Source organism: Pseudorhizobium banfieldiae, from assembly GCF_000967425.1.
Lineage (GTDB): Bacteria > Pseudomonadota > Alphaproteobacteria > Rhizobiales > Rhizobiaceae > Neorhizobium > Neorhizobium banfieldiae.
The window spans coordinates 3699345-3725110 of the sequence record NZ_FO082820.1 but is presented as its reverse complement, the minus strand read 5'-3'; the positions used below and the strand labels follow the sequence as shown (position 1 = coordinate 3725110).

The window sequence follows — 25766 nt, the reverse complement described above, 5'->3', positions numbered from 1 at the left end:
GGCGCGCAATGGCGCGCCGTCCGTCTCCACTGGAATTCTTTCGATGCTGAACTCCTATATCCTTTGGGTGGGCAGGGTGTCCCGCCTGTTCGCGGTGACCGCCACCGCGTTGATCGTTATCGCCATGCTGGTCGTCTGCCAGATGATCCTCATGCGATACGTCTTTCGCCTGCCGACCATCTGGCAGACGGACTTCGTCGTCTTCTCCGCGACCGCCGCCATATTTCTGGGTGCTCCTTACGTGCTCCTCAAGGGCGGTCATGTCGGTGTCGACGTCATCGAGCTGCTGCTCGGCCAGCAAAACCGCAAGAGGCTGCGGATCCTGGGAGCCATGTTGGGCCTCGTCTTCTGCATCGTCATGCTGGCGGCGACCTGGGTGCAATTCGAGGAGGCTTGGACCGGTAATTGGAAGCACTCCAGCGTATGGGCTCCACCGCTCTGGATACCGTTGTCTGCTCTCCCAGTGGGCTTCTTCCTGCTGTGCCTTCAATACACAGCCAACATCCTGATCCTGCTGGGATTGGCTGAGCAGCCGGTCGACACAAGCAGCATCCCCGGTCCCGAACTTCCCCTTCCGGCCACAAGCGCTGGAGCCAACGAGAAGGGACACCTTCCATGAGCGCTACCGGTGCCGGTCTCCTGATCATCGCATTGCTGTTCGTTCTTCTCGCGACAGGCATGCCTATCGCCTTTGCGCTTGGCCTTGCCGCCTTCGTGGCGCTCTTCCTGCAGGACGGTTTCAATATCTTCTACATTCTCGGGGACACGATGTTTTCCGGGATCGCCAACCTTGCCTATGTTTCGATTCCCATGTTCGTCCTCATGGGTGCAGCCGTGGCCTCCTCGCCAGCCGGGTCTGATCTCTACACCTCGCTGGACCGCTGGCTGAACCGGATTCCCGGAGGCCTCGTCCTGTCGAACATCGGCTCCTGCGCGATCTTTTCCGGAATGACGGGATCCTCGCCGGCAACCTGCGCCGCGATCGGGAAAATGGGCATCCCGGAAATGCTGCGGCGGGGCTATCCGAATTCCGTCGCTACCGGATCGATCGCTGCGGGCGGCACGCTCGGGATCCTCATTCCGCCGTCCGTCACCCTGATCGTCTATGGCATCGCCACGGAGACCTCGATCGGGCGGCTGTTCATGGCCGGCGTGATTCCCGGGATCATGCTGACGGCGATGTTCATGGTCTGGGCAATCATCGACTGCAAGCGCAAGGGCTACGAATTCGCAGCCCGCTCGGTCCGCTACACCCTGAAGGAGCGGCTGTCGGCGATGCCGCGCATCCTGCCGTTCCTGCTGATCATCGCGGGCACGCTCTATGTGCTCTACGGGGGCATCGCTACGCCATCGGAAGCCGCGGGTGCGGGCGCCCTTCTTACTCTCCTCGTGGTGATCATCGCCTACCGGCTCTTCCGATTCCGCGCCGTAAGCGGCATCTTCGCCTCGGCCATGCGGGAGAGCGTCATGATCATGATGATCATGGCAGCCGCCGAGCTCTTCGCCTTTGCGCTCTCGTCGCTTTTCATCACCCAGACGATCGCGACGGTGATTGCGGACATGGAGGTCAACCGCTGGGTGCTGATGGCGATCATCAACGTCTTCCTGCTCGTGTGCGGCATGTTCCTGCCGCCGGTGGCGGTCATCGTCATGACCGCGCCCATGCTGTTTCCGATCGTCACCCAGGCCGGCTTTGACCCTTACTGGTTCGCCATCGTCCTGACCATCAACATGGAAGTAGGGCTGATTACCCCGCCGATCGGGCTGAACCTGTTCGTCATCAACGCAATTGCGCCGACAGTGCCGACCAGGGACATCCTGTGGGGGTCGCTCCCCTATGTCCTCGTGATGTTCCTCGCCATCCTCATCCTGTGCCTCTTCCCCGATATCGCGACTTGGCTTCCCAACCAGATGCTTGGAGTGGTGGAATGACCGGAACATTCCAGTTCGCCGACATGCTGCAGACGATTGCCGACAGGGGGCGGCGCTTCCTGTCGCTCGCCCCCCGCGATGACGAGAACCCGGTGACGGGCACAACAAGCCTTTGCAAGACGCTTTTGTCGAGCCGAGGAGAAGCCTCCGGCATGGCACTGGCGCAGAACATCCTGCGACGCTGGCAGGGATTTTCGCAGGAAGAGCAGCGCGCATTCATGTTGCTGCTGCTGCAGGACTTCGGCCCCGACCTGGGAAGACTGGAACGGGCAATCGAGGGGTATCAAAGAGACCAGGGACCGGAGGCCCTGCTCGAACTCCACCTCGCAGCGGAGCCCCGCCGGCAGGAACTGATCCGCCGGCTGAACCTCGCACCTGACGGTATTCGGACACTCGTGCAGATGCGTGAAGCCCTCCTCAAGCTCAAGCAGGATGCTCCGGAGCTCGCTGCCGTCGATGCGGACTTCGCCCACTTGTTCAGCTCCTGGTTCAATCGCGGCTTCCTGCTCTTGCGGCCGATCGACTGGTCGACGCCGGCCAACGTCCTGGAAAAGATCATCCGTTACGAAGCAGTCCACGACATTGGTGGTTGGGATGAACTGCGGCGGCGGCTGGAGCCGGAAGATCGGCGCTGCTTCGCCTTCTTCCATCCGCAACTCTCGGATGATCCGCTGATCTTCGTCGAGGTAGCCCTGACCCGCGACATGCCCTCAAGCATCGATTCGCTTCTGCGCGAGGATCGGACGGTTCTTCGCGCTGGAGAGGCGACGACCGCAGTGTTCTATTCAATCTCCAACTGCCAGGCGGGCCTTCGCGGCGTGTCCTTCGGCAACTTCCTAATTAAGCAGGTCGTGGAGGACCTGAGGCGGGATTATCCCAGACTCCAGACCTTCGTCACGCTTTCACCCGTTCCGGGCTTTGCGAGATGGCTCTCCGGAGAGCTTCGCAATGAAGTGTCCGACGCGCTGCCGGATGCCGCTAGGGAGGTTCTCCGCCAGACTGAGGAGCCCGGATGGGAAGAGCGAGAGCAGGGGGCAGATGTCCTGGAGGCGGCACTCACCACGGCCGCGGCCTCTTACTTCCTGCGTGCCCGTGATCCCCAGGGAAGAGTCATTGATCCTGTTGCCCGCTTCCACCTCGGCAATGGCGCCAGACTGGAGCGCATCAACTATCTGGCGGACCGGTCCCCACGCGCCATGCGCCAGGCCCGCGGCCTCATGGTGAACTATCTCTACAAGCTCGACGAGATCGAGACCAACCACGAGGCGTTCGCCGCCAGAGGCGAGGTCGTCACGACGCCTGCGATACGGCGGATGATCCCGGCTGATCGCGGATCCCGCGGCCTCCTTCCAGCCCCGGGGGCTTCTTCCAACCCGCACGAGCATGAAAAACAGCACAAGGCCCCGACGGAGTCCGCATCATGACCAATCACCTCTTCGACGCCATCCGTTCAGCCGCTGATCCCGATGCCCTCTTCCTGGAAGCGCTCGATGGTCGGACATGGAGCTATGGAGATATGCTTGAGGAGTCAGACCGTATCGCGTCCGCCCTCGACAAGCTCGGCGTGCGCCCGGGAGACCGGGTGGCCGTTCAGGTGGAGAAGAGCCCACAGGCACTGATGCTCTACCTCGCCTGCGTGCGCGCGGGAGCCATCTACCTTCCGCTCAACACGGCATATACCCTGGCTGAAATCGATTACTTCGTGGGCGATGCGGAGCCGCGGCTCGTCGTGTGCGATCCACGGACACGGGAGGGCATGGCGAAGGTCGCCGGGGCGCATGGAGCGCTGGTAGAGACGCTGGATGACAAGGGGAATGGAAGCCTGATGGAACGCGCCAAGGCGGAAAGCAGTGCGTTCAGCGATGCCGAAAGGGGACCGGACGATCTGGCTGCGATCCTTTACACATCCGGGACGACCGGCCGCTCAAAGGGCGCCATGCTTACCCATGACAATCTCCTGTCGAATGCACGAACCCTCTGCGACTACTGGCGCTTCACCTCATCCGACCGCCTGATCCATGCGCTGCCCATCTTCCACACTCATGGGCTCTTCGTGGCGTCGAACGTCGTTCTCCTTTCGGGCGCCTCCATGGATTTCCTGCCGAAGTTCGACCCCGACGAGGTGCTGCGGCGCATGCCGCGGGCCACCGTGATGATGGGCGTGCCGACCTTTTATGTCCGCATCCTGCAGCACGAGGGCCTGACAAAGGAGGCGACGGCCGGCATGCGTCTTTTCATTTCCGGCTCGGCGCCACTTCTTGCCGAGACTCATCGTAGCTTTTTCGAGCGCACCGGCCATGCCATCCTCGAGCGCTACGGCATGACCGAGACCAATATGAACACCTCGAACCCGTACGACGGAGAGCGGATAGCAGGGACGGTCGGCTTCCCGCTTCCTGGTGTCGAGCTGCGGATCACCGAGCCGGAAACGGGCAGTATCCTTCCTGACGGTGATACGGGAATGATCGAGGTGAAGGGCCCGAACGTTTTCCAAGGCTACTGGCGGATGCCGGAGAAGACGGCAGCGGAATTTCGCAGCGACGGATTCTTCATCACCGGCGACCTCGGCAGGATCGACGAGAAAGGCTATGTCCACATCGTCGGCCGGGGGAAGGATCTCGTCATCTCCGGCGGATACAACATCTATCCCAAGGAGGTCGAAACCGAGATCGACCAGTTGGACGGGGTCCTTGAGAGTGCGGTCATCGGCGTGGCTCATCCCGATTTCGGCGAGGGCGTAACGGCCATCGTGGTACGGAAGCCTCATGCAAACATAACCGAGCGAGGTATTCTGGACGGGCTCGGGGATCGGCTAGCGCGGTACAAGCAGCCAAAGCGGGTCATCTTCGTCGATGAGCTTCCGCGAAACACGATGGGTAAGGTCCAGAAGAACGTGTTGAGAGATACCTACGCGGGCCTATACACCTCTCGCAACTGATCCCTCGCCCAATCGCTGCCGACGACTTGCCGTCAAGGAAATCGAACTTGCACCCAACAGACCTGCCTGGGACCCGGCTCCTGTTCTGGCGGGAAGGCCGCTAGGCTGCCTGCCCCGATGGCAGATGGCGGCTGGAGCCGTTGACGCCTCCGTCTACACCTTAAGATGAACGATGCCTGATGCAGCTCCATATTGACAGCAGCTGTATACAGAAACTACGTTTGAATCCTTCCCTGACAGATCCGGCCCGGGAGGTCGGGCATTGCTGGGGATGGCGAAATGGCAGCTGGCTGGGAGGTAAGGCTGACAGAATGACGGCGGACCGCTGTTCGCTCGACGAAAATCCTGACAGCACCTATTGTATACATCCGGCCCCCGCCGCAAAGTTGAGGAAGGGCTGGCAGCCTGATCGGCCGCAGTTGGAGGACGTGCATCGCCTTGTGCAGGAGGAGTGTGCATGGCAGATGGATATAGACAGGTGAACCGCTCGCAGCAGCCGCACCGGCGCGCGCATGATCCAGAGGAGGAGAAGGCATGATCACGAGAAGAACATTCGTTGTCGCAGCCGGCGTCGCTTTAGGCGCAATGGCCGTGCTGCCGGCCTATGCGCAGGAGGTCGTCAAGATCGGCCTCGTCCTGCCGATGACTGGGCCCTTCGCCTCGACCGGGCGGCAGGTTGAAGCCGGTGTGAAGGCTTACATGGCCATCAACGGCGATACGGCCGGCGGCAAGAAAGTGGAGGTCGTTCTGCGGGATGATGCCGGAACTGCCGACCAGACGCGCCGGATCGCGCAGGAACTCGTGGTCAATGAAGGCGTGAGTATGCTGATGGGCTTCGGCCTGACGCCGCTTGCCATGTCCGTGGCTCCTGTCCTGAACCAGGCGAAGATCCCGGCAATCATCACATCCGCAACGACCTCGGCGATCATGACGCAGTCCGACTACTTCGTCCGGACCAGCATGGGCGGCCCGCAGTCCGCACTGCCAGTGGCAACCTGGGCCGTTGAGAATGGGCTGAAGCGCGTCGTCACCCTCGTCACCGATTACGGCCCCGGCCACGACATCGAGAAGGGCTTCGTCGACCAGTACAAGAAGGAAGGTGGCGAGATCGTCGAGTCCGTTCGAGTACCGCTCCAGAACCCCGACTTCGCGCCGTTCCTACAGCGCGTCCGGGATGCCAAGCCGGATGCCGTCTTCGTGTTCGTGCCTTCGGGCGTCGGTTCGCTGTTCATGAAACAGTTTGTCGAACGCGGCCTGGCGGATGCGGGGATCAAGCTGATCGCGACCGGCGACGTGACCGATGACGACCTCCTGAACGGAATCGGCGACGCGGCCAAGGGCGTCATCACCGGCCACTTCTATTCCGCCAACCACGATAGCCCCGAAAACAAGGCTTTCGTGGAGGAGGTCCGCAAGTCGAACAACAACATGCGCCCGAACTTCATGTCGGTCGGCGGCTATGACGCCATGCATCTCGCTTACATGGCACTGGAAAAGACGGGTGGCGACACGGATGGCGACAAACTCATCGAAGCCATGAAGGGCGCCGAATGGACCAGCCCGCGCGGCCCGATCATGATCGACCCGCAGACCCGTGACATCGTCCAGGACATCTACATCCGCGAGGTGAAGGAAGTCGACGGCGAACTCTATAATGTCGAGTTCACCAAGTACGAGAAGATCCGCGATCCCAACTCGGCACAGTGAGTTACAGCGAGGGGCTGGCTGGCCGGCTCCTCCAATCGCGTGAGGGCCAATGCTGACCATCCTGTTCGACGGCATCGCCTATGGCATGCTCCTGTTCATCCTCGCTTGCGGACTGACGATCACGCTCGGATTGATGAATTTCATCAATCTTGCCCATGGCGCCTTTGCCATGACCGGTGGGTATGTGACCGTCGTGATGATGAACCGATACGGTCTGTCGTTCTATTGGTGCCTGCCGGCGGCCTTTCTCGTCAGTGCCGCTCTGGGAGCAATCCTGGAGCGGACGCTGTACCGGCGCCTCTATACGGCGAGCCACCTCGATCAGGTTCTCTTCTCGGTCGGACTCGTCTTCATGGCCGTTGCCGCGGCCGACTACATCATGGGAGGACAGCAACAGCTGATACAGTTGCCGCCTGAGCTTTCGGGACGGACCGAAGTGCTCGGCGTCGGCATTGGCCGCTATCGTCTCTTCACCATCGTCATCTGCGCGATCCTCGCGATCGCGCTTCAACTGATCCTGTCTAAGACGCGGTTCGGCAGCCGGCTTCGTGCCGCCGTGGATGATCGTCGTGTGGCAATGGGCCTCGGCATCAATGTCTCGGCGGTGTTCGCGCTCACCTTCGCCTTCGGCTCCGGCCTTGCCGGGCTTGGCGGCGCCATGGGAGCGGAGATCCTAGGTCTCGACCCGAACTTTCCCCTCAAGTTCATGATCTACTTCCTGATCGTCGTTGCCGTTGGCGGCACCTCCACGGTCAGTGGGCCGTTTCTTGCTGCCATCCTGCTCGGTATCGCCGACGTGGCTGGCAAGTATTACGTCCCGGCAATCGGGCCCTTCGTGATCTACGGCCTGATGATCATCATGCTGATCGTAAGACCGAGCGGATTGTTTGCTCGGGGCGGTGCGCGATGAGCATGCTGGCAGAACAGCATTCCAAGCCGATGCCGGAACCGGTATTCGGTTCGGAGCAGGCGCAATCCTTGATGCGCCAGCGCAGCCGCCTCCGCTTCTATGAGGTGGTCGTCTGGCTTGCGGCGGTCATCGCCATCTTCGTGCTGCCCTCGAAGATGCTTATCCTGACCGAGATCGCCATACTGGCGCTATTCGCCGTGTCGTTGGATCTTGTACTGGGCTTTGCCGGAATCGTCTCCCTCGGGCACACGGCGTTCTTCGGCGTTGGAGCCTATGTCGCGGGTCTCGTTGCGCGTCATTACTACGCGGAGCCCGTCGTCGGCTTGATCGTCGCGGGGCTTGCCAGCGGGCTGCTCGGTTATGCGACGAGCTTCCTCATCCTGCGCGGCTCCGACCTCACCCGGTTGATGACGACGCTCGGCATCGCCCTGATGCTGGCGGAGGCTGCAAATCAGCTCGGCTGGCTGACAGGCGGTGCGGATGGGCTCAGCGGCTTCAGCCTGGGACCTATCCTCGGCATGTTCGAGTTCGATCTCTGGGGCCGTAACGGCTACATCTATTGCCTGGTGGTGCTGTTCATCTCGACCATGATCGCGCGGCGGATTGCGTTCTCACCGTTCGGCCTGTCCCTCAAGGCGATCAAGGCAAACCCGGTCCGTGCGGCTATGGTCGGCGTTCCCGCCCGCCGCCGCATAATCCTCGTCTACACGATCGCCGCGATCATGGCCGGCTTTGCTGGCGCTCTCCTGACGCAGACAACCTCCTTCGTCTCCCCGGATGTGCTGGCATTCCACCGGTCTGCGGATGTCCTTCTCGTGTTGGTCATCGGTGGTACCGGCTATCTATACGGCGGCATTTTCGGCGCAATCGCCTTCACGCTTCTGCGTGACTGGCTTTCCGTGGTCACGCCACAATACTGGATGTTCTGGATCGGGCTGTTGTTGATCATCCTGGTTCTTGTAGGACGCAATCGGCTGTCCGACTGGATCAGCTTCCTTCCGGAGCGGCTATCGCGGCTGAAAGGGATGAAGCCATGACCATCGCACTGGAAACCAGGGGATTGAAATGCCGGTTCGGGGCATTCGTAGTCACCAATGATGTGAACCTGCAGGTGGAACAGGGTGCCCGCCACGCGCTGATCGGGCCGAACGGCGCCGGCAAGACCACTCTTATCAACCTGCTGACCGGGGTACTCAAGCCGGCCGGAGGCCAGGTTCTGCTGGGAGGCGAAGACATCACCGATCTGCCTGCTCATCAGCGGGTGAAGAAGGGATTGACGCGTACGTTCCAGATCAACCAGCTGTTTGTCGATTACACCCCGCTGGAGACGGTGGCGCTGGCGATCAGTGAGCGGGACGGTGTCGGAGGCAATCTCTTTCGCGGTATTGCCAGCTACAGGCAGGCAGTCGACGAGGCGGCGGAATTGCTCGGACGGTTCGGCCTCGATGCCGTCATGGGCAGCCGGACGGCGACGCTTCCTTACGGCAAACAGCGGCTTCTCGAGATCGCTCTCGCATTCGCGTCGAAGCCGAAGGTGCTGCTGCTCGACGAACCTGCTGCCGGTGTTCCCGAAGACGAGCGTCACGAAGTGCTGAGGATCGTCTCGGACCTGCCGGGCGACGTGACCGTCCTGCTGATCGAGCACGACATGGACCTCGTCTTTTCCTTTGCGAGCCGGATTACCGTCCTTGTCGCAGGAGCGGTCTTTGCCGAAGGTTCAGTAGCAGACATCTCCAGCGACACCCGGGTGAAGGCGGTCTACCTCGGAGAGAATGCATGAACCGGCCGCTGCTTGTCATCGATCGCCTCGTCGCCGGCTACGGCGAAGCGAGCGTCCTGGCCGGGATCAGTCTAACGATGGACGAAGGCCGGACGCTGGCCTTGCTCGGCAGGAACGGTACCGGAAAGACGACCCTAGTGGACACCATCGCCGGTCTGACCACCCACCACTCGGGTAGCATCAAGCTGTTGGAGCGCGACATCACCCGTCTTCGCGCCGATCGCCGCGTGGCGGCAGGAATCGGCTGGGTGCCGCAGGAGCGCAACATCTTCAAATCGCTTACGGTGGAAGAGAACCTGACCGCCATCGCGCGGTCCGGCCCCTGGACGCTGCCGCGCGTCTTTTCCATGTTTCCCCGCCTAGAAGAGAGGCGCCGTAACCTCGGCAGCCAGCTGTCCGGGGGTGAGCAGCAGATGCTCGCCGTGGCCCGCGCGCTCATGGTCAATCCCCGGCTTCTCCTGCTGGACGAGCCTCTCGAAGGACTTGCCCCGATCATCGTCGACGAGCTTCTTGCCGCACTTCGCCAGATCGTCGAGGGAGAAGGGATGTCGGCCATCATCATCGAACAGAAGGCACGCAAGATCCTGCCCCTGACCGATGACGCCATCATCCTGGACCGTGGCGTGGTGGTCTATTCCGGAACGAGCGCCGAACTGCTCGACAATGATGAGGTCATGGCGCAGCACCTGGGCGTAGGGCGGGCAGCGACGCCGGCGTGACAGCGCGAGGATTATCTCCTCGACTTGCCGCCGGACCATGAACCGCCTTGCTCCGAGCGAGCACCCTTTCTTCCAGATCCGTTGATCACGAATGTCTGACCTGCATCTCCGGCGCCAGTCCGCTGACATGCGGAACCTTGGGCTCTTCTTCGGGTTGCCCCCTCAGCCTGTCGACACTGGTCGGCGGGGTGGATTCTGTTCCATCTGTTCACCTGGGGACGCCAATGTCGAAGAACGAGACCGTACACTATGATGGCCCGGCTGGAGGCTGGGGTTCGGTGCGAGGGATCGCGCGCATCTTCGCCAAGGAGCTGAACTCGCCGGCGGTTGCCGATACGCTGCGTCGCCAGAACAAACCAGGAGGCTTCATGTGCGTCTCCTGCGCCTGGACGAAGCCGGCCGATCATCATCCGCTCGAGTTTTGCGAGAATGGTGCGAAGGCCACCCTGTGGGAGCTGACGACGCGCCGTTGCACCCCGGATTTCTTCGCCAAGCATACGGTCACCGAACTGCGCGGCTGGAAGGATCACGACCTCGAACAGGAAGGGCGCCTAACGCATCCGATGCGCTATGACCGCAATAGCGACCACTATGTCCCCTGTTCGTGGGAAGAAGCCTTTTCGGCGATCGGCCAGGAGCTGAAGGCGCTCGATCCCAAATCGGTGGTCTTCTACACATCCGGTCGGGCAAGTCTGGAGACTTCTTATCTCTACGCGCTCTTTGCCCGGCTTTACGGCAACAACAATCTGCCGGACAGCTCCAACATGTGCCACGAGACAACCTCCGTCGGCCTTAAGAAGGTCATCGGCGCGTCTGTCGGCACGGCTGTCTTCCAGGACTTTTCTACCTGCGACGCGATCTTCTTCTTCGGCCAGAACACCGGCTCCAACAGCCCGCGCTTTCTCCATCCCCTGCAGGAGGCGGTCAAGCGCGGCTGCAAGATCGTCACCTTCAATCCGGTCCGCGAAAAAGGGCTGGAGACGATGATCAATCCGCAGAGCCCGACGGAGATGCTGACCGGCAAGGAAACGCAGATCTCCTGCCAGTATCACCAGGTCAAGACAGGCGGCGACATCGCGGCAATCATGGGCATGTGCAAGCATGTCTTTGCCAAGGAGGATGAGGCCAGGCAGCAGGGCCGTAAGGTGATCGATCGCGATTTCGTCGAGCAGCACACCAACAGTTTCGACGCGTTTGAAGAGAAGGTTCGCGCCACCAGCTGGGAAGAGATCGAGCGGGAGTCCGGGCTTGATCGGGCAGCCCTGGAGGCCGCCGGACAGGTTTACGTGGATGCGGAGAAGGTGATCGGCATCTACGGGATGGGGCTGACGCAACAGGTCGGCGGCTTCGAAAGCATCGCCATGCTCGTCAACATGCTCCTACTCAAGGGCAATATAGGTCGAGATGGTACTGGCATCTCCCCCGTCCGCGGTCATTCCAACGTGCAGGGACAGCGCACCGTCGGCATCTCGGAAAAGCCGAAGCTGGTCCCCCTCGACAAGCTGTCGTCCATGTTCGGCTTCGACCCGCCGAAAGAGAAAGGCGTCAATACGGTCGAGGCCTGCGAGGGGATCCTGGATGGCAGCATTCGCGGTTTCGTCAGTCTCGGCGGAAACTTCGTACGAGCGATCCCCGATCACGATGTCATGGAAACAGCCTGGACGAAGATGCGCCTGACGGTGCAGATCGCCACCAAGCTCAACCGCAGCCACCTGATCAACGGCGAAGTGGCCTACCTCCTTCCCTGCCTCGGACGCAGCGAGGAGGACATGCAGGAGGGCGGACCACAGACAGTTTCAATGGAAGACAGCCTGAGCTGCATCCACGGCTCCGTCGGCAAGCACAAGCCCGCCAGCGAGCACCTGTTGTCGGAGCTCGCAATCGTCGCCGGCATGGCGAAAGCCACGCTTCCGCCCAACCCGAAGGTAAAGTGGGACGAATGGACGGGCGACTATGGCAAGGTCCGCGACCTGATTGAGGAGACTTATCCGGACAAGTTCCACGACTTCAACAAGCGCCTGTTCACGCCGGGCGGCTTCTATCGCGGCAATAGCGCACGCGAAAGGATCTGGAAGACGAAGAGCGGCAAAGCGGAATTCACCGTGCCCGAAGCCCTTTCGGCTGCGGGCTTCGAAGATCGCGAAGGGCGCTATCGCCTCATGACGCTGCGCAGCAACGACCAGTTCAACACGACGATCTACGGCTACAGCGATCGTCTGAGGGGGATCGAAGGGACACGCGATGTCCTCCTGATCAATCCGAAGGAGATGGAAAAGCTCGGTCTTCAGGAGGGTCAGGTCGTCGAATTGCAAACCGATGTCGACGATGGCCAGGAACGCAAGGTGGGCGGGCTGAAGGTGCTGCCCTTCCAGCTGCCGGACGGCTGCGTTGCCGGCTACTATCCCGAACTCAACCCGCTGATCCCGCTTTCGCATCACGAGAAGTTTTCGCAGACACCGGCGGCGAAGGCTGTGCCTGTTCGAATCCTGCCGTGACTGTTGTTGTCAGGATGGCCTGACCTTCCGGGGCCTCGGGACGCCGCGCTTTGCCGGCGCCCTCGGTGGCTCCGGAGGATCAGCTGCAGGTCTTTGATACTTGTCAATGCCAGAGGATCTCCCGGCACTAAGGTGCGCCGCCTGGACAGGCGGTCGTCGCCTGCCTTTGACACGGCTGCCCGGCCCTCGATAAATGGCCGGATGCATCGAAGGATGAGAAGATGATTGCCGACCGTATCCGTCGCCCCGCGCTCCTTGACAAGATCGTTTCGGCGGAGGAGGCGGCAGCCCTGATCAAGGACGGGATGATCATCGGCATGAGCGGGTTCACCCGCGCCGGCGACGCCAAGGCAGTTCCCATCGCCATGGCAGCGCGCGCCCGCACAGAACCCTTCAAGATTACGCTGATCACCGGCGCGTCCCTTGGCCACGATGTCGACCGGATGCTGACTGAGGCAAAGGTGCTTGCCCGCCGCATGCCCTTCCAGGCGGACCGAACCCTGCGCACCGCCATCAACCGCGGCGAAGTGATGTTCATCGATCAGCATCTCTCGGAAACGGTGGAGCACCTGCGCTCCAACCAGCTTGGTCCAATCGATTATGCCATCGTCGAGGCTGCTGCCATCACCGAAGAGGGAAACATCGTTCCTTCGACCTCGGTCGGCAACTCCGCGAGCTTTGCGGTCCTTGCCAAGAAGATCATCGTCGAGATCAATCTCAGCCAGCCAGCCGAACTGGAGGGCCTGCACGACATCTACTTCCCCGGCAAGCGACCAACCCGTGTGCCGATCCCGGTCGTAACCTGCGACAGTCGCGTTGGGTTCCCATTCGTGCCGATTGATCCCGACAAGATCGCCGCGATCGTAGTCACTGACGAAAAGGACAGCGCGTCAACCATAGAGCCGCAGGATGCCGATACCAGCGCGATCGCCTCGCACCTCATTCGTTTCTTCGAGGACGAGGTCGAAAAAGGCAGACTGGACCTGACCCTCCAACCACTGCAGGCAGGAATCGGCACAATCGCCAACTCCGTTCTGACCGGTCTCGCCGATGGCCCGTTTCATCATCTGCGCATGTACAGTGAAGTGCTGCAGGACAGCACTTTCGATCTTTTCGATGCGGGCAAGCTCGCCTTCGCCTCCGGATCCTCCATCACCCTTTCGACTGCCTGCGCGGAGCGGGTCTTTGCCGACTTCCACAAGTACAAGGAGCACCTGGTGCTCCGGCCGCAGGAGATCAGCAACCATCCTGAAGTCATCCGCCGGCTGGGAGTGATCGGCATCAATACGGCGCTGGAGCTCGACATATACGGCAATGTCAACTCGACGCATGTCAACGGCACGCACATGATGAATGGCATCGGCGGATCCGGAGACTTCGCGCGGAATGCCTTCCTGTCGATCTTCGTCACAAAGTCGCTCGCCAAGGACGGTAAGCTGTCGTCGATCGTCCCCATGGTTCCGCATGTCGATCATACCGAGCATGACGTCGACATCATCGTCACGGAGAATGGGCTCGCCGACCTTCGCGAGCTGGCGCCACGGGAGCGGGCAAGGGAAATCCTCCGGAACTGCGTTCACCCCAGTTTCCGGGACGCCCTGATGAGCTATTTCGAACGCGCCTGCGCGCGCGGCGGCCACACGCCACATCTCCTGGAAGAGGCGCTGTCCTGGCACATCCATGCCCAGGCGACGGGGACAATGCACAAGAGCTAGACGGCTATTGTCACGCTGCCAAAGAAATTGATGCCGAGGCTTCGTCCGACTGCGCCTTCAGCTGGTGGCATGGAGATGGTGCACGGGTCCATGACCGGACCCCACATCGAGTTCCCCGGAACGATGGATCGCTAATGCGAGGTACAGCTTGGCCGTTCGGACGGCGGCCACGACATCATTACCCTTGCCTAGTTCGGCAGCAATCGCGCTGGATAGCGTACATCCTGTCCCATGGGTATTGGACGTCTGGAACCGCCGCCCTTCAAGCCATGTCAGGCCGGCGGGATCGGCAAGGACGTCGGGACTTTCATCCTCCGGAAGATGGCCCCCCTTGACTAGCACGGCGCGGGCACCGAGGGCTCTGAGCGCTTCCGCCTGTTCAGCCATCGTTTGGCGATCCCGCGCCTCTGGCTCTCCCAGAAGGGCGGCTGCTTCGGGGAGATTCGGCGTCAGCAACGTGGCAAGCGGCAGGAGGCGATCCCGAAGCGCTGAGACCGCCTGTTCTGCGAGAAGCGAGGCGCCGCCTTTGGCAATCATCACTGGGTCAAGCACGATCGGCACACCGGGCTGCCGGGACAGGATGTCGGCCACGGTCTCGGCGATTTCCGCATTTGCGATCATGCCGATCTTAACGGCATCGACGCGGACGTCGTCGAAAACTGCCCGGATCTGATCAGCAACGAAGCCGGCTGGAATGACCTGGACGCCGTAGACGCCTTTCGTGTTCTGCGCGGTGAGGGCGGTCACGACCGCCATTCCATAGGTGCTGCGAGCCGCGAAGGTCTTCAAATCGGCCTGTATGCCTGCTCCCCCGGACGGGTCGGATCCGGCAATGGAGAGAATGTTCGCAATCATGGCCGCGCCTTTACTATTTCCTGCATCAGGGCACGGGCGGCACCGCGTGGATCGGGCGTGCCGCAGACGGCGGAGACGACCGCAAGGCCGGCGGCTCCAGCGGCCATGACCGAAGCTGCATGCTCCATCTTCAGTCCACCGATCGCGACTGCCGGAACCGGTGAGACGGATATGATATGGCCGAGACCCTCCAGGCCGATCGGTCGCTTGTGATCCGGCTTGGTCCCGGTGGCGAAGACCGGCCCAACGCCGACATAGTCGACGATACTCGGATCCACCTCGTGCGCTAGTTGCGCAGTCTCGACGGAAAGGCCAAGGATCAGTTGATCGCCGATGGCAAGCCGCGCCGCAGCTGCCGACATGTCTTCCTGCCCGATATGCACGCCGTCTGCACCGATCTCGAGTGCGGCCTCTACGTCATCATTGACGATCAGCGCTATTCCGTATCCGGCCAGGGCAGCTTTGAGCGCCTTGCCTGTCTCGATCAGGCTCGTCCGGTCGGCGCGCTTGTCTCGAAGCTGTATCATGGTGGCGCCGCCTTCCGTGGCAAGGCGCGCAGTCTCGACCATGCCCACCGAGCGGCAGAGATCGGGATCGAGGACGACATAAAGCGACAGGTCAAAAATCTTCATTCCGCTCGTATCCTTGCTTCCGATTCCAGCCTCTGCGGGCCGATCGCCGCCAGCGCATCGAGGAACAGGGGCGGGAAAGAGCCAGGGCCCTCGGCCCGGTGGCTGGCATCCTCACCACAAACGGCGAACAACGTCATGGCGGCGACGGTCGCCTCCAGCGGCCGGCCCGGCGCGACGGCGGCGAAGGCTCCGGTAAGGCAGGTCAATGCGCAGCCCAGCGCGGTAACCTTCGGCATGAGCGTGGAGCCTCCCTCGATCCAAACGCGGCGACGTCCATCCGTGACGAGATCGATCTCGCCGGTGACGGCAAAGACGCAGGCGAAGCGTCGGGCAAGATCCACGGCCGCCGTTTCTGCCGCCAGGCTGCTGTCACGGCTGTCGACGCCTTGTCCCCTGCTCTCAAGGCCAGCGAGTGCCATGATTTCCGAAGCATTTCCCCGGACGATGGTCGGCTGGAGCTCAAGGAGTTCGCCTACAACTTGGCGACGAAAGCTCGTGGCATAGTGGGCCACGGGATCGAGGACCCAGGGCTTGCCTGTCTCCTTTGCCGCGCCGGCGGCACCTTTCATGCCTGGGACGTCAGCCGCCCACAATGTGCCGATATTGATCGTGACGGCCGCTGCAACGCGGGCAAACTCGGCAGCCTCCTCCTCGGCGCTGACCATGGCCGGAGACGCGCCGGCAGCGAGAAGGACGTTCGCGGCAATGTTCATCGAGACATCATTGGTGATGCACTGGACGAGAGGATTTTTTGCGCGCAGCGCCTCCAGCAATGTTCCGCAACTGGAAGGAAATTCGGTCAAGAGAAATGCCTTTCTTCGTCCAGCGAGGTAAGGCAACGGTATCTCGACCCGCGACTCCCTCCGCCAGCATGATCTGGTTCAGGTTCAAAGGGTGCTTCTCAGCCCGCTTCAGCGGACGCCCCCGTCTGTTCGCAACTTAGGAAGAATTGGGCCAGTTGTCACTCTCGAAAGCGTCCCGAACTGCACGGGGCAGGGTGCGGCCCATGCTGGCTCGCGTCGCGCGGAGGTCGCTCCGGTGCACCTAGGGCGCGAGGCGGGACGAGAGCAGCGCGAAAGCTTCGTAAGGCGCGAGGCCGAGGGTCTCCCCGACCTCCTCCACCGGGGAGTAATTGCTGATCAAGGGGCGACCGCGCCGATGGAGTTCATCCGGAAGTTCGATCGTAATCGTGCGTGGGGTGAAATTGGCGATCACCAGCAGTTCCTCTTCGTCCAGCGCGCGCGTGTAAACGAAGACGTCGGGATGGTGATCCAGCCAAGCCTGATAGCGACCATAGACAATGACGGGATGCTGCTTGCGAAGCGAAACGAGTTCCCGGTAATGCGCCCAGATCGATCGATCGTCGGATACCTGGCTGGCTGCATTCAGCGTCGCGTAGTTGGGATTAACCTCAATCCACGGGGAGCCGGTCGTGAAACCGCCGTGGGGATCGGCGCTCCACTGCATGGGCGTTCGCGCATTGTCGCGGCCGCTCTCATTGGCACCGCGGATGAAGTCCTCTGTCGAAAGGCCGGCCTCGACGTGCAGACGGTGTATGTTGAGGGTTTCGATGTCCTTGTATTGGTCGAGGGACGTGAAGGAGACGTTCGTCATGCCGATCTCTTCCCCCTGATAGATGAACGGCGTGCCCTTCATCAGGTGCAGCACGGTCGCCAGCATCTTGGCCGATTCAACATGATATCCCGAGGCATCCCCATATCGTGACACGGCGCGCGGCAGGTCATGATTGCCCCAGAACAGGGAGTTCCAACCGTCTTCTGCCAAAGCATGTTGCCACTTGCCCAGGACGGCCTTCAGCTTCACCAGATCGACGGGCTTTGGTCGCCACTTGCCGTGGGTCTCGTCCCAACTCTGGGTGACGTGTTCGAACTGGAAGACCATGGAGAGTTCCCTGCGGTCCCGCCCTGAGTAGAGCAGGGCGGAATCGGGCGTCGCGCTCCAGGCCTCGCCGACTGTCAAAACGTCCCACTCTCCGAATGTCTCGCGGTTCATTTCCTGCAGGTAATCATGGAGGTGCGGGCCGTCTGCGGTGATGCCGGCATCGACCTCCTTGCCGATCAGGTCGATCACGTCCATCCGAAAACCGGCAATACCTCGATCAAGCCACCAGTTCATCATGCGGTAGATTTCGGATCTGACCTCCGGGTTCTTCCAGTTGAGGTCCGGCTGCCGCTTCGAAAACAGGTGAAGGTAATATTCGCCGGTGCCGGGATCGAGCGTCCAGGCTGAACCTCCGAAGGACGAGGTCAGATCACTGGGAGGCCCGCCATCGGCCGACGGCGGCCGCCATATATAGAAATTGCGCAGGCGGCTTTCGCGCGAACTGCGGGACTCGACGAACCATGGGTGTTCGTCGGAGGTATGATTGACCACCAGATCCAGAAGGATCCCGATGCCGCGCTGGCGCGCCTCGGCGACCAATTTGTCGAAATCAGCGAGGGTACCGAATTCATCAGCGATGTTCTGATAATCGGATATGTCGTAGCCGTTGTCGTCCATCGGCGACTTGTAGATGGGCGACAGCCACAAAACCGTGACGCCAAGGGACTGTAGATAGTCCAGCCGACCGATGATGCCGGGAAGGTCGCCAATCCCATCGCCGTTGCTGTCGCAGAAGCTGCGCGGATAGATCTGGTAAACGGTTGCCGCGTGCCACCATTTTCGCTCGATGATCGAGAGGGACTTTGGCTTGTTGACAAGCTCTTTCATGGGCGGCTCCGATATCGACATCACGATCCGCAACGCAGGATTGGCGGGCCGGTTCCCGTTTGCCGGAACATTGAGCCATCCTGTCTGTTAGCCAAACGACTTACTTACACAGGAGGTCGTCATGAACAGCAAACTCCCACCCGTCCCTGACGAGAACCGCAGCGACAAAGGCACCGGCGAGCGTTCCGCCGCCAGCCTTTCCAAGGGCAGCCCCGTCGACCCGCGCGAAAAGAATTTCGACAAGCAGGGTCAACAAGGCAACAGCAAGGTGAACACCACGCATCAGGGTTACCAGCAGGACCGTTAGGAGCGTTGCATGTCTACATCGCAGAAGACGCCGGCCAGCATCCGGCAAGGAGGACCCGGCTCCTCGCACGAAAACGCCAAGGCGCCACTCGACTTGAAGAAGCCGCCGGCTGATCCAGACAATCGTTCCCGCAGCAAGGTGTCGGGCGGAGGTGGCGAACATGACAGCCATCATACCCATGACTCAGTACGTAAAGGCGGCGGCAGCCACTAGACGACATGGGGACAACCGGCACCACGGATCGGTGCCGGTTTCTCCTGGACCATGCTATATGCCGCTCGCGGCTGACTGATGTTATCGCAACAGACCTTGGCCGCCATCGACGTAGATCGGAACGCCGGTCACATGTCTCGCCCTGTGCGAGGCGAGGAACAGGATCACGTCAGCAACATCCATGGAGGCGCCCGGTTTGCCCTCGGTCAGAGGGATGTCGCCCTCCGGCCATTCTACGGGAACGGCCGTCCTGCCGGGATTACGAATGCTGGTGTTGTCATCGATCTCGGTGTCGATCTTGCCGGGGCAGACCGCATTGATCCGTATCTTGTGCCTGCCCAGTTCGAGCGCCAGCTGCTTCGTCATGGCGACCTGTGCGGCCTTGGTGGCCGAATAGGCGGTGGCGCCCGGCGAACTGAACGTCCGGTTGCCATTGATGGAGGAGACGATGATGATCGACCCGCCGCCGTGCGCCTTCATGATGGGAACGGTGGTGTGGAGCGTGAGATACGTGCCCCGCAGATTTACAGCGATAGTCTGATCCCATTCATCGGGCTGAAGAGTGTCGATGGGTGCCCACACCCCGTTGATGCCGGCATTGGCGACAACAATGTCGAGACGGTCGAAAGCATCGATCAACCTTTTTGCCGCGCTTCTCATCTGCGCCTCGTCGGAAACATCGGCCTCGAGCACGAGGGCCTGCCCGCCCTGACTGGTGATTTCAGTTGCAGTGTCTTCCAGATCCTTCCGCGTGTGTCCGAGAAGGCCGACCTTCGCCCCCTGAGCGGCAAGGGTAATGGCTGACGCACGACCTATTCCTGATCCGGCACCCGTCACCAGGGCCACGCGAGATTGCAGGTCCATGTTGGCTCTCCCATTTGCGTCCCATCGCTGAGGTGCTAGCTGGTTGTCACGCTTCCAGAAGCCGAAGCCCGTTTCGATATTTTTCGCCGTCGCCTCCGGTGCGCTCGGCAGTTGCCAGATTGTCCCTCAGGTCCGCGAGCTTAACCTTCCGAGCCAGAGGATTTGCCGCTGCCCTTCTTACCAAGTCAGCGTGGGACTCTCCCTCCCTCCGGGTCAGAGCGTCCACTGCCGCCAGAACGGCTGGCGCGAATCCCTCCTGATGCAGACGCTCGAGTGTCCATTCCGGGGCGTTCTCAGGGACGTCGTGGAGCCAGGCAATGATCTGCTCGATTTCGTCGGCGACGGATGCAGCAACACGGGCGACATGCTCAAGCAGAGGTTCGCCGCCCTTCTTCACCCGGCCGGCAAGAGCCGCTTCCGCAATCTCGCGTGCATGTGCGACATCGGAGTTCATCGCCGGTCCTCGACAAATTGTTCTGCGGTACCGATGGGGGGTAGCCAGTGCTCACGGCGCTTGATCCAGATCTCATAGGTCGGCTCAAGATCCGTAGGGGCCATATCAAGCGATCCAACTCGGATCTCGACTTCTCCCGCGCCCGGATTGAATAGTCGCGAGCCGCAGGTTCGACAGAAGCCCCGGCCCTCAAAAACGGCCAGGTCGCCGCTGCTTTCGAACGCGTGCCCCGGCCATACGGCAAATGTCACGAAACTGGAGCCGCTCTCCTTCCGGCAGTCGCTACAGTGGCAGAGGCCGACCCTCAACGGCGGACCTTTCACTGAGTAGGTGACTTCGCCGCAGAGGCAGCGTCCGGAACGGATAATCATCCAAGCCTCTCCCTTGATCATCACTGTGGATCAAGCCAGTTACGCTGATTTTGCCACCGTGAACGGCCTCATTGACCTATTCGTTCCGCACCGCTTGCTCTTGGAAACGGGATGACCCTTGGCTGCACGCGGCGGACCTTCTAAATGGCTAGGGCCACATAACTTCGACAGGTGCCGCCCCTTGGAACTGCGAAAGGCTTCGGAACAATGACATCGATCCTCTGCGTGGCGCTCAACCCGTCCATCGACATCGCCAATGAGGCATCGAGAATACTTCCCACCAAGAAGGTCAGGACGCGCAACCAACGGCAGAACATAGGGGGCGGTGGCGTGAACGTCGCGCGCGTCCTCGCAGAGATGGGAGACACTTGCGATCTGCTGGTCATGGCGGGTGGCGCGACCGGCGAAGTCTTCCTCGACGCCGTCAAGAAGCTGCCCGTCAACCTCCACACCGTCAGAATTGCCGGCTCGACCCGGATCGCTTTCATGGTCAAGGACATGGAGACGGGGGAGGAGTTCCGTTTCGTTCCGGAGGGACCTGTGGTCTCCCCGGCGGAATGCGAAGAGGTTCGTCGGTTCCTGGAAACTGGTGCCTGGGATTACGTGGTGCTCAGCGGAAGCGTGCCGCGGGGGATGCCGAAGGATGAGTACGCGTCCATGGTGCGGCAGTTGGCCGGCCGCAATTGCAGGATCATCCTCGATACTTCTGGTCCGGCATTGAAGGCAGCGCTAGACGTGGGGGGGCTTTTCCTGATCAAGCCAAGCCTCGACGAACTCGAAGGAATCGTCGGGCGCAGCCTGAGCCTAGAGGAAGCAGTCAAGGTCTGCCAGGAATTCATCGCGAGAGGTTCTGTGCAACATGTCGCCGTGTCTCTGGCGCGAGAGGGCGCCGTGCTGGTCAGTGCGCAAGATCATCTCAAGCTACCCTCGTTCCAGGTGAAGGTGGGTTCGACGGTTGGTGCGGGCGACAGCTTCGTTGGTGGAATGCTCTGGGCGCTTATCCACGATTATCCGGTGCGGGAGGCTTTCCGGGTGGGTGTAGCCGCAGGAGCCGCGACCGTTATGAGCGAGGGCACGGACCTATGCCGCCGGGAGGACGTCCTCATGCTCTACCAGCATGGCGAAGACGCTCTCGACTCAGCTGGGCTAACCTCGCCAAGAAGCGTGCAGAAGAGCCGCCAGCCCTGACATCACGTGAACCCCCGCCGGCCTGGTGCGTTGTGGGAGCAACGGACAACATCAGGAGCCGACCCGTGGACATCATTCGCATCTTGCTTGCCTTCCTGCTGCCGCCGCTCGGGGTGTTCCTCCAGGTCGGACTCGGGCTGCATTTCTGGCTGAACATCCTGTTGACGTTGCTGGGGTGGCTGCCGGGCGTTATTCACGCCCTCTGGGTCATCCTCAAGAAATAGGGCCCTTTCTTCCGTCATCACCCATTTTTGAACCGCCGCTGACGTCGCAGCGTCGCGGGCAGCCCATCCTGTGCTAGTATTTGCGAAACGCAGGAACGGAGCCGCCATGCTTGCCACGCTTGCGATGCTTTTTTCCCTCTCGGGCGCAGCGGCCGGGGCGACTGCTGCAGAGAACGGCGGAGAGGTCGATGTGGAGCTGTTGCTGGCCGTCGACGTATCCCGGTCCATGGACTACGAAGAAGTCCGCATGCAGCGCGAAGGCTATATCGCGGCGATCCAGCACCCGGACTTCATCAACGCGGTCCGCGGCGGCCTGCTCGGGCGGATTGCGGTCAGCTATTTCGAATGGGCAGGCGTAGTCGATCCATCTTCCCGGCTCGATTGGCAGACCATTGAGACTGCTGAAGACGCCAAGGCCTTTGCGGCCCGGCTTCAGGAGAGGCCGATCATCACCAACCGGAGAACATCGATCTCCGCCGCTATCGAGGAAGGCGCGATCGCCCTCCTATCCAACGGCTATGCCGGAATGCGCCGTGTCATCGATGTTTCCGGGGACGGCGCCAATAACGTGGGGCAGCCGGTGGCGCTCGCCCGTGACAAGGCTGTCGCGGCAGGCATCGTCATCAACGGACTGGCGATCATGCTGCGTCCCTCGACCACCGTCGCTCTCGATCAATATTATGCTGACTGTGTCATCGGTGGACCTGGCTCTTTCGTGCTGCCTGTCCGTCGTGTCGAGGATTTCACAACTGCCATCAGGCGAAAGCTGGTCCTGGAAATCAGTGGTCTTGGGGCTTCCTCCGACCCTATCCGCATTGATGACCCACAGACGGATTGCCTGGTTGGCGAGCGGCAGTGGCAGAACCTGTTCGACCGGTAGCAAGCTGCCGCCGTTCGAACTTGTTCGGCAGGGGGCCTAGATCTCCGCGGCTTCCTCCTCCTCCGACGAGGCACCCAAGAGATCCCTCATTCGAGAGCGCACATCGCAACGCAATCCGTCAGGGCGATACTCGAGGGTAACCTCCGCATCCAGCTGCTGCGACAGCACGCGCTCGATCATAACAGTGCCGAAACCCTCGCGCGACGGTTGATCGACTGTTGGACCGCCCTGCTCAGTCCAGGTAAAGGTGAAGGGTGCGTCGCCTTCTCCGAAGCACCAGCGAATGTCTATCCGCCCAGCGTCCGTCGACAAGGCTCCGTATTTGGCGGCGTTGGTGCAAAGCTCGTGCAGCGCCATGGAAAGCGACAAGGCTATTTTCGAGGCGACCTCCAGATCGGGCCCATCGATCGAGAAACGCGGATGCGCCGGATCCTCGAAAGGCTGTATCGCCGTCTCCACGGTGGCTTTCAGTGACGCGCTCTGCCAGTTCTTCGTCAGCAACTGATGGGCTCCCGCCATGGCATGCAGTCGGCGGAAGAACGCTTCGGAGGCCTCCTCCATGGATTGAGAAGACCGAAATGTCTGCCGAGCGACCGCCTGGACCATGCTCAAGATGTTCTTGATGCGATGGTCGAGCTCGCGGATCAGCATCTGCCGCATCCGGTCGTCCTTCTGCTGCTGCTCCCTGCGGAGGGCCAGTTCGTCCATGAAGGCGTCGATGGCGCCGCCAATTGTCTCAAAGGTCCCGTCGCCGCTCATGCCGGTACGGGCAGACTCGTTGCCAGCGCGCCAGGCATTGATGGATCTAACGAGTTGGCGTGCGGGCCGGCGGATCAGCGCATGGCCTGCCCACCAGACGACGAGGAAGGGCCCGACGATCGCAAGCGCGATAACGGCCAAACCGAAGCGCGTGACTTTCCCCACCTGCTGGAGCCCGCTTTCCACCGACGTGCCGGCGCTGACGTAGAGGCTGTCCTGATCCGGATAGTAGCCGATTACGCGTCGCGTGCCGTCCTGGCTTGTCAGTTCGAGCGTGCCTGGGACCGGGGCCCGCACCAGCCGCTGATACTCCTCGGGAATGGGAGTGCCTACGAACCGCTCGGGAAATGGTTCGCGCGCCAGGATAATCCCATTGCGATCGGCGATGGTAAGCGCATTGCCGCCAAAGAGCTCCCGCTCACGAACGCGAGCCCCCAGCCAGTTCAGGTCGAGGTAGGCGACGACCACTCTCGCAGTCCGCTCACCCTCCAGCACCGGCAGGGCGAGCGGTAGCGCGGGCTCCCCGGTGATCCGGTCTATGATGTACGTCCCGACGATGAATTCCTTACGGTCAACGGCGTCGCGAAAATAGTCACGGTCGGAAAAGTCGGTAGCCATCGTCGGCTGGGACGCGCACTGGAGCGTGCCGCTGCTGTCCAGGACGGTAATGCTCTCGATCATGTCGAGCTTTTCGTCGACGATCCGCAGATAGTCGCTGCATGGTCGGCCTGGTCCGGTTCGGGTAATGGGGACGGTCGACAGGACCTCAAGCGTGCTCCGCACTGACGAAACGATGCGACGCACCTCAAGCGACGCCACATGGCCGGCGGTCAGCGCGTTGATGTGAATCTCGCGATAGGCAGCCTGCCGTGCTGATATCAGGTTGTAAATCAACACCAGCATTGCCGGCATCAGGGCAAGAAGCGTCAGGAGTAGCAGCCGCGCCGTGACCGACCTTCTTTTCATCGCGTCCCCCGTTAGGCCGCCGCGCCCTCTGCATCTTCACCTGTAGCTCCAGCGGCCCGCCAAGTCCGCGAGAGCTCTGAAAACACAGAGGCAGTCTGCTTCAAGCGGCGCAGTATAACTAGTGGCCGCTTGATCTCAAGCCGCGTCGTTCTAGCTATGTCACGGTGGTCTTGCTGCGCAGCTCACCTCATCCCTGCGCGGGACGCATCCGGGCCATGCTCGCGATCGACAGACGGGGAGCAAGGAATTGGCGACGGGAGTGAATACCGAGTTGGATCACGACCAGCATCGGACGCAACGGTTCATGATCGGACTCGGGCGCGGCGGCGCCGGAGCCTTGATTTTCGGGCTCCCGATGCTGATGACGATGGAGCTCTGGCACCTGGGGTTCTACATCGAGCGGTATCGTCTGCTTCTCCTCCTCCTCATCAATATTCCGCTGCTGCTCGTACTCGCCCATCGGATAGGATTCGAGGAGACTTTCACCTGGCGGGAGGCTGCCCGTGACGCCGTGATTGCCTATGCCATCGCCATCGTGATGAGCGTCCTCGTTCTGCTGCTCTTCGGCAACATCAAGCCGGGAATGCCGGATAGCGAAATACTCGGAAAGATAGCCATCCAAGCAGTGCCGGCGAGTATCGGCGCACTGCTTGGAAGATCGCAATTCGGCGGCCAGAATGACGAGGAGGCCGAGCAGCAGGACGAGAAAGAGGATAGCGAAATCAGTACCAGCTATGGACGGGAACTGTTCATGATGGCGATCGGTGCTCTGTTTCTCAGCCTCAACGTGGCGCCGACCGAGGAGATCATCCTCATCTCCTTCAAGATGACTGCATGGCATGCACTTGTGATGATCGTTGCATCCATCCTGATCATGCACGGCTTCGTCTATGCCGTCGCCTTTCGCGGTACGCATGAACTGACGGAAGATACACCGGGGTCACACGCTTTCATCCGCTTCACGCTGCCGGGATACATGGTGGCGCTCGGCATCAGCTTCTATGTCCTGTGGACATTCGGCCGACTGGACGACACCGCCGGCATGCAGGTCTTGTTGTCTGCGGTCGTCCTCAGCTTCCCGGGTGCGGTCGGCGCGGCCGCTGCACGCCTTATTCTGTAGAGCCTTG

General features: G+C 61.3%; 25 protein-coding genes and 1 riboswitch. Of the genes, 17 read left to right on the top strand and 8 right to left on the bottom strand.

The window, feature by feature from the left end; translation table 11 throughout:
* Nucleotides 1–43: 43 nt before the first annotated feature.
* From NT26_RS18025 to NT26_RS17975, 11 genes are all read left to right on the top strand, one after another.
* Complete coding sequence (locus NT26_RS18025; RefSeq protein ID WP_082077763.1) at nucleotides 44–619, top strand: TRAP transporter small permease subunit; 576 nt, start codon at nucleotides 44–46, stop codon at nucleotides 617–619.
* Nucleotides 616–1932, top strand: a complete 1317-nt coding sequence (locus NT26_RS18020; protein ID WP_052640734.1) for a TRAP transporter large permease — start codon at nucleotides 616–618, stop codon at nucleotides 1930–1932. The genes NT26_RS18025 and NT26_RS18020 overlap by 4 nt, the downstream gene beginning before the upstream one ends.
* The gene (locus NT26_RS18015; RefSeq protein ID WP_052640732.1) at nucleotides 1929–3356 is read left to right on the top strand and encodes a malonyl-CoA decarboxylase; all 1428 of its coding nucleotides are present in this window, start codon (nucleotides 1929–1931) and stop codon (nucleotides 3354–3356) included. The genes NT26_RS18020 and NT26_RS18015 overlap by 4 nt, the downstream gene beginning before the upstream one ends.
* Nucleotides 3353–4870, top strand: coding sequence for a malonate--CoA ligase (locus NT26_RS18010; RefSeq protein ID WP_052640730.1), 1518 nt, complete (start codon nucleotides 3353–3355; stop codon nucleotides 4868–4870). The genes NT26_RS18015 and NT26_RS18010 overlap by 4 nt, the downstream gene beginning before the upstream one ends.
* A gap of 534 nt (nucleotides 4871–5404) precedes the next feature.
* Nucleotides 5405–6577, top strand: a complete 1173-nt coding sequence (locus NT26_RS18005) for an ABC transporter substrate-binding protein (protein WP_052640728.1) — start codon at nucleotides 5405–5407, stop codon at nucleotides 6575–6577.
* Nucleotides 6578–6626: 49 nt separating this feature from the next.
* Nucleotides 6627–7487, top strand: a complete 861-nt coding sequence (locus NT26_RS18000) for a branched-chain amino acid ABC transporter permease (protein ID WP_052640726.1) — start codon at nucleotides 6627–6629, stop codon at nucleotides 7485–7487.
* 71 nt (nucleotides 7488–7558) lie between these two features.
* Nucleotides 7559–8524 carry a branched-chain amino acid ABC transporter permease gene (locus tag NT26_RS17995; protein ID WP_244467710.1) on the top strand — a complete coding sequence of 322 codons (966 nt, stop codon included), beginning with the start codon at nucleotides 7559–7561 and terminating at the stop codon, nucleotides 8522–8524.
* Nucleotides 8521–9267 (top strand): ABC transporter ATP-binding protein, encoded by a 747-nt coding sequence (locus NT26_RS17990; protein WP_052640724.1) that lies wholly within the window; start codon nucleotides 8521–8523, stop codon nucleotides 9265–9267. Before NT26_RS17995 ends, NT26_RS17990 begins: the two co-directional genes overlap by 4 nt.
* Nucleotides 9264–9986 (top strand): ABC transporter ATP-binding protein, encoded by a 723-nt coding sequence (locus NT26_RS17985; RefSeq protein WP_052640722.1) that lies wholly within the window; start codon nucleotides 9264–9266, stop codon nucleotides 9984–9986. The genes NT26_RS17990 and NT26_RS17985 overlap by 4 nt, the downstream gene beginning before the upstream one ends.
* 224 nt (nucleotides 9987–10210) lie before the next feature.
* Entirely contained in the window at nucleotides 10211–12481 is a 2271-nt protein-coding gene (locus NT26_RS17980) for an FdhF/YdeP family oxidoreductase (protein ID WP_052640720.1), read from the top strand.
* Between the two features lie 221 nt (nucleotides 12482–12702).
* A complete protein-coding gene (locus NT26_RS17975; RefSeq protein ID WP_052640719.1) occupies nucleotides 12703–14196 on the top strand; it encodes a succinyl-CoA:acetate CoA-transferase ScpC in 1494 nt (497 codons plus the stop codon).
* A gap of 57 nt (nucleotides 14197–14253) precedes the next feature.
* On the opposite strand, the gene thiD is transcribed toward NT26_RS17975, so the two are convergent.
* The 4 genes from thiD to NT26_RS17955 all read right to left on the bottom strand — a co-directional run bounded on the left by thiD (nucleotide 14254) and on the right by NT26_RS17955 (nucleotide 18413).
* On the bottom strand, nucleotides 14254–15051 hold the full coding sequence (thiD, locus tag NT26_RS17970; RefSeq protein ID WP_052640718.1) for a bifunctional hydroxymethylpyrimidine kinase/phosphomethylpyrimidine kinase: 798 nt from the start codon (nucleotides 15049–15051) through the stop codon (nucleotides 14254–14256).
* The gene (thiE, locus tag NT26_RS17965) at nucleotides 15048–15683 is read right to left on the bottom strand and encodes a thiamine phosphate synthase (RefSeq protein ID WP_052640717.1); all 636 of its coding nucleotides are present in this window, start codon (nucleotides 15681–15683) and stop codon (nucleotides 15048–15050) included. The genes thiD and thiE overlap by 4 nt, the downstream gene beginning before the upstream one ends.
* Nucleotides 15680–16486, bottom strand: a complete 807-nt coding sequence (thiM, locus tag NT26_RS17960; protein WP_052640716.1) for a hydroxyethylthiazole kinase — start codon at nucleotides 16484–16486, stop codon at nucleotides 15680–15682. The genes thiE and thiM overlap by 4 nt, the downstream gene beginning before the upstream one ends.
* A 38-nt stretch (nucleotides 16487–16524) precedes the next feature.
* A riboswitch (TPP riboswitch) is annotated at nucleotides 16525–16619 on the bottom strand.
* Nucleotides 16620–16727: 108 nt separating this feature from the next.
* Complete coding sequence (locus tag NT26_RS17955) at nucleotides 16728–18413, bottom strand: glycoside hydrolase family 13 protein (protein WP_052640715.1); 1686 nt, start codon at nucleotides 18411–18413, stop codon at nucleotides 16728–16730.
* Between the two features lie 121 nt (nucleotides 18414–18534).
* Here NT26_RS17955 and NT26_RS17950 point away from each other — a divergent pair, with 121 nt between their 5' ends.
* Both NT26_RS17950 and NT26_RS22475 read left to right on the top strand, forming a co-directional pair.
* A complete protein-coding gene (locus NT26_RS17950; protein ID WP_052640714.1) occupies nucleotides 18535–18720 on the top strand; it encodes a hypothetical protein in 186 nt (61 codons plus the stop codon).
* A gap of 9 nt (nucleotides 18721–18729) precedes the next feature.
* Complete coding sequence (locus NT26_RS22475; protein WP_082077760.1) at nucleotides 18730–18933, top strand: hypothetical protein; 204 nt, start codon at nucleotides 18730–18732, stop codon at nucleotides 18931–18933.
* A gap of 81 nt (nucleotides 18934–19014) precedes the next feature.
* Here NT26_RS22475 and NT26_RS17945 read toward each other — a convergent pair whose 3' ends face one another.
* The 3 genes from NT26_RS17945 to NT26_RS17935 are packed head-to-tail and all read right to left on the bottom strand — an operon-like array spanning nucleotide 19015 to nucleotide 20622.
* Nucleotides 19015–19797 carry an SDR family oxidoreductase gene (locus tag NT26_RS17945; protein WP_052640713.1) on the bottom strand — a complete coding sequence of 261 codons (783 nt, stop codon included), beginning with the start codon at nucleotides 19795–19797 and terminating at the stop codon, nucleotides 19015–19017.
* Nucleotides 19798–19843: 46 nt separating this feature from the next.
* Nucleotides 19844–20251, bottom strand: a complete 408-nt coding sequence (locus NT26_RS17940) for an HD domain-containing protein (protein WP_052640711.1) — start codon at nucleotides 20249–20251, stop codon at nucleotides 19844–19846.
* Nucleotides 20248–20622 carry a GFA family protein gene (locus NT26_RS17935; RefSeq protein WP_052642343.1) on the bottom strand — a complete coding sequence of 125 codons (375 nt, stop codon included), beginning with the start codon at nucleotides 20620–20622 and terminating at the stop codon, nucleotides 20248–20250. The genes NT26_RS17940 and NT26_RS17935 overlap by 4 nt, the downstream gene beginning before the upstream one ends.
* Before the next feature lie 207 nt (nucleotides 20623–20829).
* Between NT26_RS17935 and NT26_RS17930 the strand changes: the two genes are divergently transcribed.
* The 3 genes from NT26_RS17930 to NT26_RS17925 all read left to right on the top strand — a co-directional run bounded on the left by NT26_RS17930 (nucleotide 20830) and on the right by NT26_RS17925 (nucleotide 22914).
* Complete coding sequence (locus NT26_RS17930; protein ID WP_052640710.1) at nucleotides 20830–21810, top strand: 1-phosphofructokinase family hexose kinase; 981 nt, start codon at nucleotides 20830–20832, stop codon at nucleotides 21808–21810.
* A gap of 65 nt (nucleotides 21811–21875) precedes the next feature.
* Nucleotides 21876–22034 carry a YqaE/Pmp3 family membrane protein gene (locus NT26_RS22210; RefSeq protein ID WP_065814556.1) on the top strand — a complete coding sequence of 53 codons (159 nt, stop codon included), beginning with the start codon at nucleotides 21876–21878 and terminating at the stop codon, nucleotides 22032–22034.
* Between the two features lie 106 nt (nucleotides 22035–22140).
* Nucleotides 22141–22914: a DUF1194 domain-containing protein gene (locus NT26_RS17925; RefSeq protein ID WP_052640709.1), complete on the top strand. Its 774-nt coding sequence runs from the start codon at nucleotides 22141–22143 to the stop codon at nucleotides 22912–22914.
* Between the two features lie 36 nt (nucleotides 22915–22950).
* Here NT26_RS17925 and NT26_RS17920 read toward each other — a convergent pair whose 3' ends face one another.
* The gene (locus tag NT26_RS17920; RefSeq protein WP_052640708.1) at nucleotides 22951–24639 is read right to left on the bottom strand and encodes a sensor histidine kinase; all 1689 of its coding nucleotides are present in this window, start codon (nucleotides 24637–24639) and stop codon (nucleotides 22951–22953) included.
* Nucleotides 24640–24943: 304 nt separating this feature from the next.
* On the opposite strand from NT26_RS17920, the gene NT26_RS17915 reads away from it, so the two are divergent.
* Nucleotides 24944–25759 carry a TIGR02587 family membrane protein gene (locus NT26_RS17915; RefSeq protein ID WP_082077828.1) on the top strand — a complete coding sequence of 272 codons (816 nt, stop codon included), beginning with the start codon at nucleotides 24944–24946 and terminating at the stop codon, nucleotides 25757–25759.
* Nucleotides 25760–25766 lie beyond the last annotated feature (7 nt).